The sequence below is a fragment of the Singulisphaera photorubra genome (assembly GCF_045290345.1).
Taxonomy (GTDB): Bacteria; Planctomycetota; Planctomycetia; order Isosphaerales; family Isosphaeraceae; genus Singulisphaera.
Genome location: NZ_CP155447.1, coordinates 5,800,186 through 5,814,406 on the forward strand (window position 1 = coordinate 5,800,186; position 14,221 = coordinate 5,814,406).

Consider the following 14,221-nt stretch of genomic DNA (forward strand, 5'->3'; position numbering starts at 1 on the left):
GGCTGTTTGGCCACAACACTCTTGTCATTCCTCAATCGGGTTGGGTGGCCGCAAGTGCAGCGGCCGTATCGAAGAATTCGGTGAACTCAATCACTTTACCATCTCTAAATCGAAATATGTCAGCCTTGGGTGATTCGGCCACCTTGCCGGTTTCTCGGTATTTGTAGGCCACTCGGCTGACGACCACGACCCGGTCGGCCTCAGCGATGAAGTCTTCCGGGGTGAAGTGAACCATCTCCCATGCCGCAAGCACGTCCGCAAAATATTGCTCGGCATCCGCCTTACCGTGCCGAGGCTTTGCGAAATCGAATGCAGCGGCATCCCCGCCGAGTGACCGCATGGTGATGTCGTCCGAAAACAGATCAAGCCATACCTGTGCGTTTTCTCCCCGGGTGCTGTTCCATTGTTGATACGCCTGACGAAGTGCGTTGACGTGATCCTGTAAGTCAGCCACTGCCCCCTCCGATCAGATGGGTTGCAAGTTGTGCACTAAGCCGTGGAGATGTGTCGCATCGCCTGTTCGGACCGACTCGACGTTAACCGATCCTCAGCAAGGAAACCATTGACTGGTTGCCCGGTCGGTGGATCGCCCGCGCGTCGATCACCGAGAAGCCTTGCAACACGGGATGTTCTCTCGCAATTCTCAGCCGGTTTGGAGCGGTTGCCCTTCCGCCAAGCATCCCAATTCTCGGAGTCACTTGCATGGCCGCCGTCCGAACGCTGGGGCTGGTCGTCCGCTCGGTGGACGTCTTCGAGACCAGCTCCGTCGTGACGCTGTTCACACGCGAGCTGGGTAAGGTCGCAGCCCTGGCCAAGGGAGCGCGGCGATTGAAGTCGCCGTTCCAGGGTGGGCTTGACCTGCTCGGTGTTTCCGATATCGTGTTGCTGCACAAGGCGTCCGACGCGTTGGACTTGGTTACCGAGGCCGCACCCGTCGAGCGCTTTACGTCACTTCGCCGCGACCTGGCGGCCCTGTATGCCGGCTACTACATCGCCGAAATTCTGTCGGACCTGACCGACTCCCATGATTCACACCCGAGACTGTTCGACGCGGCGACGATCACGTTGCGGCATCTGGGCGACTCCGAGTTGCGGTCCCGGCGTTTGCTCCGGTTCGAGCTGGCTTGCCTGCGCGAACTTGGGCTGATGCCGACTCTCGATGCCTGCGCGCATTGTGGCGCGTCGGTGGAGGGACGAGGGGACGCGTTTGCTTTCGGACTGGCGACGGGCGGAGTGCTCTGCCCGTTGTGCCGGCCCGGACAACCCCACGTGGCCACGCTTTCGGGGCAGACCCTGGATGCGATCCGCGTGCTGGCCAGTCCCGGTGGTGGTTGGCGTGATCTCGACGCCAATCCCGCGAGCCTGGCACCGGTCCGGACGACCGTGGGTAACCTCGTCAGTCATCAGCTCGGCCGTCGCCCCCGTCTTCTGCCCTATCTCGGAGCCTGACCTGATGGCCATGGTGAACCAGCAACACGACCCCCGCTGCCTGCCGATCCTTCGGCTCTGGGCCGCCGTGGCGGTCCTTCTGGCAACCCCCGGCTGTGGCACCTGGAACGCCTGGCGGATGGGAACCGACTCGTCCTTGTCCCAAGGTCCAACCAAGAGCGAGCTCGGCGACGACCGCAACCTGATGGCGCGCTGGCTCACGCCCAAGGTCGGAGGCCCCACCGGCGACGCCTCCGGCAAGGCGCGCTCACCACTCGTCCTCGGATCCAATGGTTGGAAGCCGATGCAAATCCCCAAGAACCCCGAGGCCGACGCCGAATTCCAGGCCGCCGAGCGACTCTTCCAGCAAGGGAAGCTCGTCGAGGCCGAAGCCGCCTTCAAGAAAATCGCGAAGGACCGGAAGGGCACTCCCTGGGGTGAGAAGGGGCAATTCTACCTGGCCGAGACCCTCTTTCAGCGCGGCCGGTACGTGGCGGCCCAAGATCATTTCGAGATCCTGATCAAGGATTATCCCGGCACGCTCTATCGGGGCAAGCTGGTCGCTCGAGAGTTCGCCATCGCCCAGACCTGGCTCGCCGAGGATGACCCCAAGGCCAAGCCCGAACAGAAACTCCCCTGGACCGGCCGCTTTACCGGCCAACGCCCCATGATCGACGCCCACGGACACGCCCTCCGCGCTCTCGAGCATGTGCGTCAGCACGATCCGGACGGCCCCCTCTCCGACGACGCCGTGCTCCGGATCGCCGATGAGCACATGAATACAGGCGACTACGAACTGGCCGCCATGCACTACGACCAGCTCACCACCGACCACCCCAAGAGCCCTTACCTCCAGCGTGCTCAACTCGCCAGCATCGACGCGCGAATGAAGAACTACATCGGCCCCGAATACGACGCGAGTGATCTCGATAAGGCCCGCGAGATGATCAAGCAGACCATGGTCACCTTCCCCGACCGCCCCGCGAGCAACGAAAAGCTTTACCACACCCTCGACCTGATCAACGACCAAGAGGCCGAGCGGAACTACCTCATCGCCGACTACTACAAACGGACCGGCAAAGTGGCCTCCGCCGAATACATGTTCGGCAAGATCCGACACCACTGGCCCAAGAGTGAGTGGGCCGCCAAGGCAAAGACCGAACTCGCCTCACTCGCCAAGATGCCTCGTAAAGAAACGCTCCCCAGCAAAATCATGACGGCTCCCGGCAGTGTGGATTCCTTCAAAGGCGGCAATGGCGCAACCGGCGGAATGCCCGGCATGGGCATGATGGGTGGACCCGGCGGAATGAATTGATCGCGATCGTTCAGGAAGCACGTCCCGTCTCGTCCGCCAAGGAAGGGCTCTCTCATGCTGAATCCAATCCCAAGTCCGACGCGACGCGACATTCTCCGCTGCTTAGCGCTCGCGATGACCGGTCAGGCCGGCTGCGGCTACTCGGTCCGCGCCCCCTACGACACCAACGTACGAACGATCTGCGTGCCGATGTTCCGCTCGGTCTCATTTCGCCGCGACATCCAGCAGCAACTGACCCAACTGGTCATCAATGAGATCCAGAAACGTACCCCCTACAAAGTCGTCGGCAATCGTGAAGATGCCGACACCATTCTTGAAGGGACGGTCAACTTCGCCGACAAGAACATCATGGTGGAAAACCCGGAAAACCTTCCGCGTCAGCTCACCGCGACCATGCAGGTCTCGGTCAACTGGGTCCACAATCCTCCCCTCGACTACGAGCGAAATCGCGAGCCCACCCTTGTCTCCGATACGGTCTATTTCGCCCCCGAACTCGGCGAAACCACGACGACCGCGTTCTATCGGACCTGCCAAAATCTCGCCACGCAAATCGTCGACATGATGGAAGAACCGTGGTCGGCCGGCGAAGGCAAGGACTGACAAGGAACGTGCCAAGGGGGCGGACGAAGCTTCGCCACTTGCCCCCAGCGCTTCGCCCGCTGATATCACTTTCTCCTCGCAGAGCTTTACCTACCCCGCCATAACGTCATTGACGATTGATTCTGCGGCCATCGTCGATTCGCCGACCCCCGCCCCGGCCGATGGCCGGAAATCCCGCCCCCTCCTCTAAGAATTGTTTCCTCGGCACGTGATCCTCAAGGAACCTCTCGTTCGCCGGCTCGTCTAAGCCGGAAGGGTCAATGCATATCTCACCGAGGAATTCGTCTCATGTGCAAGTTCCAGGCATCCCGCCACGGGTGGGCGCTCGTGGGAGCCATGGTCCTGAGCGGAGCGGTCCCAGGCTGTGGCAACCAAGCGGGAGAAAAGGAAAGGCTCGACCAGTCGCCCGTGGCCAGCGAACAGAAAACGCTGGCTCGAGGCCTCGCAACGCCACCCCTCGCCAGCAATTCCCCAAGAATGCTCGCCGCGGCCCCTCAATCCCCGGGCTCGGCTCCGACAGGAAGCATGGGCATGATGGCGGGCATGGCTCCGGCAGGAGGCATGGGCGGCAGATTTGATCTCATGGCGGGCGGCATGCCCCCGGCTCAGGAGCCTTCCGAAGCCAAGGTAACGATGACGACCGAGGACTACAGTCGAATTGAAGACAACCCTTTCCTCCGGGTTGTGCAAAACCCGCTCTCGACGTTCTCGATCGACGTGGACACGGCCAGCTATGCGAACGTGCGCCGGTTTTTGGGACAGGGGATGTGGCCTCCCAAGGATGCCGTCCGGATCGAGGAGCTCTTGAATTACTTCACCTACGACGACCCCTCGCCAACCGGGGATGACCCATTCTCGGTGCGAATCGAGGTCGCCGGGTGCCCGTGGAACGCCGAGCATCGGCTCGCCCGGATCGGCATCAAAGGACGGCCGATCGAGCAGGACAAGCGGCCTTTGAGCAACCTGGTCTTCCTGATCGACGTTTCCGGATCGATGCAAGATGCCAATAAGCTCCCGCTCCTGAAGGCTTCGTTGCAGCGGTTGGTGGAACAGCTCGGCGAGAATGACCGGGTTGCGATCGTCGTCTACGCAGGCGCCTCGGGGCTGGTCCTGCCATCGACCTCCTGTCTCGACAAACAGGTGATTCTCTCGGCCCTGGAACAACTCCAGTCCGGCGGGTCAACCAACGGCGGAGCCGGCATTCAGCTCGCATATGACACGGCGGTGTCCCACTTCATCCGAGGGGGAACGAACCGGGTCATCCTCGCCACCGACGGCGACTTCAACGTCGGGATTTCCAGCGAGGGAGACCTGACTCGCTTGATCGAAGAGAAAGCCAAGAGCGGCGTCTTCTTGAGCGTGCTCGGCTTTGGCATGGGCAACTACAAAGACGCCAACCTCGAAAAACTCGCGGATAAAGGCAACGGCAACTATGCCTATATCGATACCGCCAGGGAGGCTGAGAAGGTCTTCGTGGAGGAGTTGAGTTCCACTCTGGTGACGATCGCCAAGGACGTCAAAATCCAGGTCGAGTTCAACCCCAGCAAGGTCGGCGCTTATCGGCTCATCGGCTATGAAAACCGGCTCTTGAAGAAGGAAGACTTCAACGACGACCGCAAGGATGCCGGAGAGATCGGCGCGGGGCACCACGTCACCGCACTCTACGAACTTGTCCCTCCCGGGAAGGAAACGGGACTGGCCGAAGTCGATGCGTTGAAGTATCAACAACCCGACGGGTCGAAATCAACCAGCAACGAATGCCTCACCGTCAAGCTCCGCTACAAGCAGCCGGAAGGGGAGATGAGCCGGCTCCTGGAGCGTGGGGTAACGGACGAGGGGACCGAGTACGCCCGAGCCTCGGACGACTTCAAGTTCGCCGGTGCTGTGGCCGGGTTCGGGATGCTCCTGCGAGGCTCGCCCGACAAAGGGAGCCTGACGTACGCCGGCGTTCACGAACTGGCCGCCTCGGCGATGGGCCAGGATCGCTTGGGTTATCGGGCCGAATTCCTCGGGCTGGTCAAGAAAGCCCAGCAGATCGGTCATTAAAAAGCTTTTGGAATTATGGATATCCGCCCCGGTTCCGGCAACGAGGAACCGGGGCGGCGAAACGCACTTTCCCACCCCAACCTCCGCTTTCTGGGTCTACCTGGCCCCACCTCCGAGGAATCGTCACCGCAAAACGTCAGCTCGTTCTCAGGCCAATGCACTGGGATCGTGGCGACGCGCGAAGCGGGCAAGAACACGATCAATGCGGCACATCATTTGCGACTGCATCGAAATGTGTTTCTTTCCTGACCTCCAGGAGGTAGACCACATTGAGCCGACGCAACTACCACGCCCTGGTCGTCTTCGCCTGCGCCGTATCGGGTTGCACTCCGGATCTTCCGGCCCCCGCCCCGGCACAAGACTCGGTGTATCGGGCCTCTCCACGTCCCGGAGCGCCGACGCCACCGCCGGTGTCATCTCGCCGCGACGCTCTTTCCACCGACCAGGACCACGCCCGCTTCACGGGTGTGACGGCTGCTGACCGTCGATTTGCCGCCTTTCTCCGAGAGAAGTCCGCCGGGATGGTTCGCCAGGCTTCGGTCAACGCAAAGGAGGGGGGACAAATTCGAGTTCAGCTCGACAGTTCGGTCGCCCCGGACGACACTCTCCCGCTGACCAAGAGCCTGATGGCAGGGGCCCGCAGGGATTTCCCTGGCCAGCCGCTCACACTGTCCATGTACGACCCCAACGGCGATCCGATCCTCAAGGCGATCTATCACCCCGACCAAGGGGTGCAGTACCGCATTGCTCATGAAGGGGAATCGGGAGTCCGTCGCAACGAAACCGCAACGCCGGACGTCACGACAGAGCGCAACCGTCCTCCCTCCGCCCCCTCCTCTCCCCTGACGCGGAGCGGCACGACCCAGGCGGATCAGAAGTTCGCGGAATGGGCGGAAGATCATGGCAGGACCTATCTCCGCTATGTCCAGGCCGATCTCGAACGGAACGGCCGCCTCTGGTTCGGCGTCACGCGCGAGACCAAGCCGGCCGATGTCCCCGCATTGACACGCTCGCTCCTCGAAGGGGCGATGAAGGAATTTCCCCGCCGTGAGTTGATCGCCACCGTCTTCGACCCCGAGGGGGAGAAGATCGGCAGAGCCCGTATGGGCGCGGACGGCCAGCTTCGCTGGGAAAAGTAGCCACAACATCCCAGAGAATCCGACACAAAGGTGGAGGCACAAGATGCCGCAGTGGGGCAATAAGGATTACAAGTCCGCCGTCTTCGAGCAATTGTCGAAGGGCTCAGGCGGCGACAGCGACGATGACGACAAATTTGAACACTTCGACAATTTTTCCTCGCGTGCGCCGCGGAGTGAGGTGGAGGCGGGCGTGGGCGAAGCGTTTCACCCCGAGCGACTCTCGGCAGAGCAGGTCGAACCCCAGTTTCGCGCGGCCGCCGAAAAGATGGAGCCCAGCGAACGTGCCGAGATCGTCCAAGACTTGATGAGCGAGTTGCAACAGCGCGGGCTGGCCCCGTCGTGGCTCCAGAAGATGCTCGGCCTGGGCTCGGGCGACCCCAAACAGGCCAGCCCCGACGACCTCGCCAGACTCGCCGAGTATTCGCGTCAGAACCACCCCGAGGTCTTCAAACGGGTCGTCGCCGACAAGCCATTCTTCGTGCGCTGGCTCAGCAAACCCTCGTCGCCGCGTTGGTCGGAGTGATTGCGGGGAAGCTTTTGAACCGCTCCTATGACCGTTGACACCACCCGCTTCACTCATTTCCGGAGATATTTTCATGGACATAGGAAACATCATCGGCTGGGCCGTTTTCGGCTTGGTGGCCGGAGCGATCGCAAGGTTATTGCACCCAGGCCGTGACCCGATGAACTGGCTCTGGACGATGTTGCTGGGCATCGGCGGCGCGCTCACGGGCGGCTTCATCGGCCGCGCGATGGGGTTCGACACGACGGGGAGCCTGATCACCTGGATCACAGCGATCGGCGGGTCGATCTTGCTGCTGGTTCTCTACTATATGGCCACCGCCAACCGCAACCCGACGGACGCCGGCCCAGCCAGGAACGAAGACTACAAAAAGGCCGTCTTCGACGACCTGTCGCGCGGCCCGAACGGCTGAGCACCACTCGGCTCAGCCGATCGAGATGAAGGCGATTCGAATCCAAGTATCAATTGACGCTTACAATACAGTGCACGCGACGAGGTCGACCTTGCGGGGCGACTCCGAAACGCCGGCAGGCCCGCCCAGTGAGGGCGGGCCTTTCGGCCTTGATCGCCGTCAGCCGGTATCGCCTCACGGGGAGGCTACGCGATGCCCGGGGGTCGAGTCGAGCAACCAAGGCTCCCGGCGCCGCTCCAGGTCCCAGAACCGTACGCCACCGTCGCCTCCCCCCGAGGCGAGCGTCTGGCCGTCGGGCGAGAGGGCTAGCGTGTAGGCCCAGTCCAGCTTGCCGGGAAGTGTCAGGGGGGGGACGCCGGCCGCGAAGACGCGAACGGTACCGTCGTTGCCGCTGGCGATGATCGATTTTCCATCGGGGCCGAACCGAAGGTCGAGGACTTCGCCGGTGAGGCCGCCCGGTGCCGAGACCTGACGGCCGTCATCGTCTGGGTTCCAGAGGCGGACTTGCCCGTCGGCGCCCCCGGTCGCCACGATCGACCCATCGCGGCCGAAGGCGACGGCATGGACGGGCGAGGCGTGGCCCGCGAAGGTCGCGATCGTTGCCCCCTTCGCGAAGTCGAACACCTTGCCCGTCCCGTCGCGGCTGGCCGAGGCCAGGCGACGGCCGTCCGGGCTGAACGCCAGGTCGACGACCCAGTCCGAATGGTCCTGGATCACCTCGAGAGGTTTCCAGGACGCAACCTCGAAGATCCGGATGACGCGGTCGGACCCGGCGGCAGCGATCCGCGTCCCGTCCGGGCTGAAGGCAACGGCGAAGTAGGAATCGTTGGCCTCGGCCAAACGGCGTTCCGACTCCCCTGTGCCGTCGGGGTTGGACTTCCAGATCTCGACCGAACCGGTCCGTCCCGGGTCTCCGCCGGCGATGGCCAGCCAACGACCGTCGGGGCTGAAGGCAATGTCCTCGACCCGCTCCGGGAGACCTCGAAGCCGACCGGCGATGGTCCCGCTCGCCAGTTGCCAGAGGGTCAGCTCTCGCGAGCCCGAAGCGACGATCCGCGTGCCATCCGGGCTGAAGGCCAGCGCGACGACCGGCGTCGCGTGAGGATACGTCTCCGGAGCCCCGATCTGGCGTCTCCGGTACCAACGAGCGACCCAGTCTTCTCCACGGTCGTCCCCGTCGTAGCGGGCCCCCGCCGCCACCCAGCGTTCGATCAGGGCGACCTGTTCGGGTTTGAGCGGGTCGAGTCGGCGGGGCATCTGGGGAGCCCCACCCGGGCGAATCACCTCGACCAGGACGCTGGCGTCGGGATCGCCCGGTTCCAGCGCGGTCCCCTCGCCGGCGGCCCCCCCCTTGACCAGGCCGTCGAACGTGGTCATGTCATATCGATGTTCTGCTTTTCTCGGGCTGTGGCAGCCGATGCAGTTGTTGATCAGGATGGGCGCCACATCGTCAAGGAAACTCGGTGACTTGGTGCGAAGATCCTCGCCCAAGGCCCGCCCGGCCAGCGTCAGGGCCCCGAGGACGAGCCACGTCACGGCCGCGTTCCGTCCTCCTTCCGGAGGCTTCCGGCCCACTGCGAGTCGGCCGGCCCGGCGAGCCCGTGGGGGCAAGGCCGCATCCTGGCGGCCCTCGTCGCGAGGGTCCCCGCGTCGAGGGAGGAAGAGCTTGGCTGCGATCGTGCTCATCGTGAGGCCCTCGCGATCGGCCGCATGCCCGACTTGCGACCCAGGCCGTCGATCAGGAGTGTGGCGGCCCGTCTCTTTTGCGCCTCGACGAGGTCCTCGGTCGTGACCGCGAGGGGCGGCTCGCTTGAACCGCAGCCGGGCTGTCCCACCACGGCCAGGGTCGTGAAAGTGATCGCCATCCATTGTTGCCGATATCGCGCCATCATATTCTCCTTTGCCATTGCTTCCGAAATGGATTCGAGGTCTACCGACTCCTGGCGTGAGGAGTCGACCCGTTGAATTCCTATTGTTCGGCGTCGGGCTGCTGAAGGTCGGGCTTGCTCAGGGCCAGGTCGACGACGAAGACGGTCCCATCCCCGTTCACGGTGAGGACCTGGTCCCCGCGCGGGCTCACGGCCAGCCGCGAGATCGTCCCTCGGGGGGCGTGCAGTTGCAGGACCCCGACATTCTTGCCGAGGGTCCGGTCCCAGATTCGGACCGAACCGTCCTCGCCCGTCGAGACGATGACCGTGCCCCCCCGCGCCACTCCGACGTCCCGAGTCTGGCCTCGATGGCGACCATACTCCTTGGCGATCTGCCCGGTCGCCGCCTCATAGAGCTTGACGGTACCGTCTCCGAAGCCGGCGGCGAGCACGTAGGCCGAGTCCTGGCTAAAGCCCACGCTCTCGGGCTCCGCCCCCATATCGGGCGGGATCTCCGCCCGCTTGCGTCCTTCGGCGGCGTCCCAGATTCGTGTGAAGCGATCCCGTCCGGCTGTGGCTAGCGACTGTCCGTCCGGGCTGAAGGCGACCGAGGTGATGGCTCCGGCGTGGCCCGGCTTCTTCCAAAGGCACTGGTGCTTGGCCAGGTCCCAGAGCTGGAGCGTCTGGTCGTGACCGGCCGAGGCGAGCCGTGAGCCGTCCGGGTGGAACGCCAGCGCGGTGACCTGGTCGGTATGCCCCTGGAGCGAGGCGATCGGGAGGGCGGTCTCGGCGTCCCAGAGCCTCACGAGGCCGTCAGAGCCCCCCGTGGCCAGAACGCGGCCGTCAGGGCTGAAGGCGACGGTGCCGACCTGGCCACGGTGCCCCGGGAGGCTCAGGCGGATCCGGCCGGTCCCGGCATACCAGACCCGGATGAACCCGGCGAGGTCACCGGTGGCAATCGTCGAGCCATCGGGGCTGTAGGCCGCCGAGACGATGACCCCTGGCCGGGGTCTCTCAACCTCCGGGTCGGCCTCCGACCGAGTGTCCCAGATCCGGACCGTGGCATCGACGCCGCCGCTGGCGAGCCCTGTCCCATTCGGGCGGAACGCCAGTGCCGGAACCGGGCCCTGGTGGCCGGTGTACGTCCGCCTCGGGGAGAGGGAGCCGTCGTCGGTCACCTCCCAGAGGCGAACCGAACCGTCGGCCCCCGAGCTCGCCAGGGTCGATCCGTCCGGTGCAAAGGCGAGCCGCAGCACAGCCCCTTCGTGGCCCCCCGCTACCCTCAGGGCAACCCAGGCCGAGGCGTTCCAGAGCCGGATCACGCCCGCGGCATCGGCCGAGGCGAGCCGGGAGCCATCGGGAGTGAAGGCCAGCGCCAGGGGGCGTGCCTCGTGCTCCCGGAGAGTCTGCACGAGCGTGCCGGAAACCGAATCATAGATACGAATCGCTCGATCCCAGGATCCGACCGCGACCAGGGACCCGTCGGGCGAGGTGTCCAGGGCCGAGTAGTAGCCGCCGGGGAGTGAGATCTTGTGTGCGGGTTTGCCGGTCTCGGTGTCCCAGAGGTTGACGGTCTGGTCGTCCGAGGCGGAGGCGATCCGGCCTTTGGCGGCGAACCGGGCCGCGAAAACGCCCTCGCGGTGGCCGGCGAGCGGCCCCAGGCTCGACCAGCCGGCCGTCTTCCAGCGGCGGATGCTCCGATCGCCTCCGGCCGCGATCAGCGTCTCTCCTCCCGGGCTGAAGTCAAGGTCGAAGAACGCCCCGGTGACGCGACGCCGGCCCCTCGGCCCGGCCTCGACCCGCTCGGCAAGATCGGAGCGATGAGCTCCCGTGACCGGGTCGTGCAGGTGGACGATCCCGTCGTCGCTTGCCGAGGCGAGGATCGAGCCGTCCGGGCTGTAAGCCAGGGCGCGGACGACGTCCCAGAGGCGATCTCGCTCACCAAGCACGGCGACGACCCCCTCGGGCTCTCGTCGCTCGGGCGTTGACGAGGGTCGATCCTTTATCGCGTCGGTCGAAGCCGCCGCCCGCTTCGGGCGATCCTCCGCGCCCTGAGTGGGGCGGACCGTATCCTGGGCCGTGGCGGACAGGGCCTGAACCACAACGAGGCCGAACACAGAGAGGACCGCCTGATGACCCGATGTCAACCAAAGACGTCTCTTCATCTCAATTCACTCCTTCACGAGGAAATGTTGATGGGGAAGTGCCCCGGCCCAGCGCTGGCGTGATCCGATCAGCGCTGTGCCGGGGAGCGAGGCGGGATTCGAACTCAATGCCGGTAGAGGAACTCCTTGGTGCTCAGGAGTGCCCATTGCACGTCTTCCCAGGCCAGGCGACGGTCGACCGTCGACGCGACATAAAGGAGGCCTGAGCGGGCCTCAGATTCCGTCGGGCGTCTCGAGAGGGTCGCCAGGTAAAGCTCCTCGAGCACTTCGGCGTCGGTCCGTCCGGCCTCCAGGAGCCGGCCGATCCGGTTTTTCGGTCCGGAGAGCTTTGATTTCACGCTCGTCCCGTTGATCAATTCCAGCGCGTGGATGAGCCCGGCGTCATTGCCGCCCCCCCGCTCGCATTCGCAGGCGGTCTCCCGGGCCGGCTGACCGAAGGTCGAGAGGAACGGATGCTGATAGACGTCGCCATCGGGAAGCTGGACGGCGCGAGTCCCTTCAGGCATCCCCTTGAACGGCTCCGGGACGTCCGTCGCCGCCGAGATCGCGTCGAGCAGCGGCTCGGCGCCATGGAGGCGGATGATCGCCCTGGCGAAATACTTCTCCGCATCGGCGTCCCCCTCGGCGTCGGCCGAGAGCTGGTAAGTCCGCGAGTTGGCGATCGTCCTGATCAGGTGCTTGAGGTCGAAGCGATGCCGGACGAGGTCGTCGGCGAGGGCCTGGAGCAGCTCTTCGCTGGCCGGTGGGTTGGAATCGCGGACGTCGTCGACCGGGTCGACGATCCCCCGGCCGAGCAGGTGATACCAGACCCGGTTCGCGAGCTGGCGAGCGAAGTACGGGTTGTCGCTCGCCGTGAGCCAGCCGGCCAGAACAGTCCGGCGGTTGCCACCGGCCGGGATCTCGGGGACCGGGCCGCCGAGGAACTTCGGCGGGACCGCCGCCCCGGTCCGGGGATGGATGGTCTCGCCGCTCCCGGCATCCGCGATGACCAGGGCCCCCTGGTTGAACCGGGCGATTCGCGGGTTGAGCGGGTCGACCCGGGAATCGACGCGGGCGAAGAAGGCCGTGAAGCCGTAATAGTCGTCCTGGGTCCAGGCCTCGAACGGGTGGTTATGGCACCGAGCGCAGGACATCCGGACGCCCAGGAAGAGCTGGGTCGTGTTCTGCGCCAGCAGCTCGGGCTCTTTGGAGACCCGGTCGTTGCGGAAGTAGTTCGTCGGCGGGTTGACGAAGGTACTCCCCTCGGCGGCGATCAGTTCGCGGAAGACGGTGTCGAGCGGGGTGTTGCGGGCGACATGGTCGCGGAGCCACTGCTGAAACAGGTACGTCCCCTTGGGCTGGACGTTCCGACGGTTGTTTCCGAGCACATCGGCCCACTTCAACGCCCAGAACTCGGCGTACTCGGGGCGTTCCAGAAGGGCATCGATCAGCCGGGCTCGCTTCTCGGGTCGCGAGTCGTCGAGGAAGGCGCGGGCCTCCGCGGGGGCCGGCAGGATGCCGCAGAGGTCGAGGTAAGCGCGGCGGAGGAACTCGTGGTCCGTGGCCAACCCCGCGGGGGCGATGCCGAGCAACTTCTGCTTGGCGAAGAGGGCCTTGTCGACGAAGTTCGAGGCGACCGGGTCAGGCCAAGGTCGGGTCGTCGAGGGGTCGACGAAGGTGAGTTTGGCTGACTCCAGGCGGTCGAGATAGCGGCAGAGGATGGCGACCTCCCCGGTCCTGGCGAACTCGACGACCCCGGAGGGCTCGACGCGAGCGATGCTCTCGTCGCTGCTCGTGAACCAGGTCAGCCGCGTCACGTCTCGGGACGCACCGTCGGCGAAGCGGGCGGTCACGCTCACCTGTTGCCGACGTTCCGGCGCCTGGAGAATTCGCGGCCCTGGCCGAACTTCCAGGCCCTTGAGCGCGGGCAGGGCGGGCGGGTCGTCCGGGGCGCCCCCCGCGATCCAGGCGCGGATCAGCGTGGCGGGTGCGCCGTCGGGGAGCAGCCGCAGCGCCCCCCCGTGCGGGACCCGCCCCAGGCCTTTCAGAAGGACCAGGCTCGAGTCGGGGTCGTTCGGGCTGATCCGCCGGCCCGAAGAATCCCTGGCGAGGCTCGCGTAGTCCGCGACGGGATCGAACCCGCGCAGGCTGAGCCGGAAGCCATTGCGGCCCGCAGGCGTGCCGTGGCAGGCGCCGGCGTTGCAACCGGCGACGGTCAAGGCTGGGATGATGTGGCGGCGGAACGAGACCGGCTCGGTCGGGTCGAACAACTCAACCGTCAGCGGGATTCGCCTCTCCTCGCCCCCAACCCGAGCGATCAGGCTCGTCCTGCCATTGGCGCGAGGTGTCAGCTCACCGCGGGGCCCGACGGCCACCACGTCCGGGTCCTCGACCTCGATCGCGGCGGACTCGGTCAGGTCGTGCACGACGCCGTCCCGATCCGTCGCGCTGATGAGGAGTTGCCCGGTATCCCACCGCCCGTGCAACGTGACCTCCTTCGGCTCGACGACCAAGGACCGGGCCGTCGCAGGAGGCGGGTCGTCCGGGGGGCCGATGGCGGAGGTCGGCCCGGCGAAGCCGGCCAGCAGCGCCGGCATCAGGGCCAGCCCGACCGCGACCCCGGCCATCGTGCTTTGTCGCAAGTTCTTGAACTCCATCTTCGGATGATCTCCGGAGGGCTATCGATGTCTGGAGGAAGGTCTCGCGGCAGTGCGATCGAGCTCCCGGGGCCGTAGGACGCCACGGC

At 65.2% G+C, this 14,221-nt stretch carries 12 protein-coding genes; 7 read left to right on the plus strand and 5 right to left on the minus strand.

Annotated elements, in window-relative coordinates:
• Positions 1–31 precede the first annotated feature (31 nt).
• Positions 32–454 (minus strand): nuclear transport factor 2 family protein, encoded by a 423-nt coding sequence (locus V5E97_RS21865; RefSeq protein ID WP_406693652.1) that lies wholly within the window; start codon positions 452–454, stop codon positions 32–34.
• Between the two features lie 248 nt (positions 455–702).
• Here V5E97_RS21865 and recO point away from each other — a divergent pair, with 248 nt between their 5' ends.
• The 7 genes from recO (at position 703) to V5E97_RS21900 (ending at position 7,463) form a co-directional block, all read left to right on the plus strand.
• Positions 703–1,449 carry a DNA repair protein RecO gene (recO, locus tag V5E97_RS21870; RefSeq protein ID WP_406693653.1) on the plus strand — a complete coding sequence of 249 codons (747 nt, stop codon included), beginning with the start codon at positions 703–705 and terminating at the stop codon, positions 1,447–1,449.
• A 4-nt stretch (positions 1,450–1,453) separates the two neighbouring features.
• The gene (bamD, locus tag V5E97_RS21875) at positions 1,454–2,743 is read left to right on the plus strand and encodes an outer membrane protein assembly factor BamD (protein WP_406693654.1); all 1,290 of its coding nucleotides are present in this window, start codon (positions 1,454–1,456) and stop codon (positions 2,741–2,743) included.
• Between the two features lie 54 nt (positions 2,744–2,797).
• A complete protein-coding gene (gene lptE, locus V5E97_RS21880) occupies positions 2,798–3,343 on the plus strand; it encodes an LPS assembly lipoprotein LptE (protein ID WP_406693655.1) in 546 nt (181 codons plus the stop codon).
• Positions 3,344–3,631: 288 nt separating this feature from the next.
• On the plus strand, positions 3,632–5,389 hold the full coding sequence (locus V5E97_RS21885; protein WP_406693656.1) for a vWA domain-containing protein: 1,758 nt from the start codon (positions 3,632–3,634) through the stop codon (positions 5,387–5,389).
• Between the two features lie 269 nt (positions 5,390–5,658).
• On the plus strand, positions 5,659–6,528 hold the full coding sequence (locus V5E97_RS21890) for a hypothetical protein (protein WP_406693657.1): 870 nt from the start codon (positions 5,659–5,661) through the stop codon (positions 6,526–6,528).
• Between the two features lie 43 nt (positions 6,529–6,571).
• Complete coding sequence (locus V5E97_RS21895) at positions 6,572–7,051, plus strand: hypothetical protein (protein WP_406693658.1); 480 nt, start codon at positions 6,572–6,574, stop codon at positions 7,049–7,051.
• 73 nt (positions 7,052–7,124) lie between these two features.
• On the plus strand, positions 7,125–7,463 hold the full coding sequence (locus V5E97_RS21900) for a GlsB/YeaQ/YmgE family stress response membrane protein (protein ID WP_406693659.1): 339 nt from the start codon (positions 7,125–7,127) through the stop codon (positions 7,461–7,463).
• A 174-nt stretch (positions 7,464–7,637) separates the two neighbouring features.
• Here the strand turns inward: V5E97_RS21900 and V5E97_RS21905 are convergent, their stop codons facing one another.
• From V5E97_RS21905 to V5E97_RS21920, 4 genes are all read right to left on the minus strand, one after another.
• Positions 7,638–9,149, minus strand: a complete 1,512-nt coding sequence (locus tag V5E97_RS21905; protein WP_406693660.1) for a c-type cytochrome domain-containing protein — start codon at positions 9,147–9,149, stop codon at positions 7,638–7,640.
• The gene (locus tag V5E97_RS21910; RefSeq protein WP_406693661.1) at positions 9,146–9,355 is read right to left on the minus strand and encodes a hypothetical protein; all 210 of its coding nucleotides are present in this window, start codon (positions 9,353–9,355) and stop codon (positions 9,146–9,148) included. Before V5E97_RS21910 ends, V5E97_RS21905 begins: the two co-directional genes overlap by 4 nt.
• A gap of 77 nt (positions 9,356–9,432) precedes the next feature.
• On the minus strand, positions 9,433–11,496 hold the full coding sequence (locus V5E97_RS21915) for a WD40 repeat domain-containing protein (RefSeq protein WP_406693662.1): 2,064 nt from the start codon (positions 11,494–11,496) through the stop codon (positions 9,433–9,435).
• A gap of 104 nt (positions 11,497–11,600) precedes the next feature.
• Positions 11,601–14,117 (minus strand): DUF1549 and DUF1553 domain-containing protein, encoded by a 2,517-nt coding sequence (locus V5E97_RS21920; protein ID WP_406693663.1) that lies wholly within the window; start codon positions 14,115–14,117, stop codon positions 11,601–11,603.
• Positions 14,118–14,221: the final 104 nt, after the last annotated feature.

Bases quoted from the DNA above. Each gene is read 5' to 3' on its own strand.
- V5E97_RS21885 (WP_406693656.1), top strand. From the start codon at position 3,632: ATGTGCAAGTTCCAGGCATCCCGCCACGGGTGGGCGCTCGTGGGAGCC.
- V5E97_RS21915 (WP_406693662.1), bottom strand. From the start codon at position 11,496: ATGAAGAGACGTCTTTGGTTGACATCGGGTCATCAGGCGGTCCTCTCT.
- V5E97_RS21895 (WP_406693658.1), top strand. From the start codon at position 6,572: ATGCCGCAGTGGGGCAATAAGGATTACAAGTCCGCCGTCTTCGAGCAA.
- V5E97_RS21900 (WP_406693659.1), top strand. From the start codon at position 7,125: ATGGACATAGGAAACATCATCGGCTGGGCCGTTTTCGGCTTGGTGGCC.
- recO (WP_406693653.1), top strand. From the start codon at position 703: ATGGCCGCCGTCCGAACGCTGGGGCTGGTCGTCCGCTCGGTGGACGTC.
- V5E97_RS21905 (WP_406693660.1), bottom strand. From the start codon at position 9,149: ATGAGCACGATCGCAGCCAAGCTCTTCCTCCCTCGACGCGGGGACCCT.
- bamD (WP_406693654.1), top strand. From the start codon at position 1,454: ATGGCCATGGTGAACCAGCAACACGACCCCCGCTGCCTGCCGATCCTT.
- lptE (WP_406693655.1), top strand. From the start codon at position 2,798: ATGCTGAATCCAATCCCAAGTCCGACGCGACGCGACATTCTCCGCTGC.
- V5E97_RS21910 (WP_406693661.1), bottom strand. From the start codon at position 9,355: ATGATGGCGCGATATCGGCAACAATGGATGGCGATCACTTTCACGACC.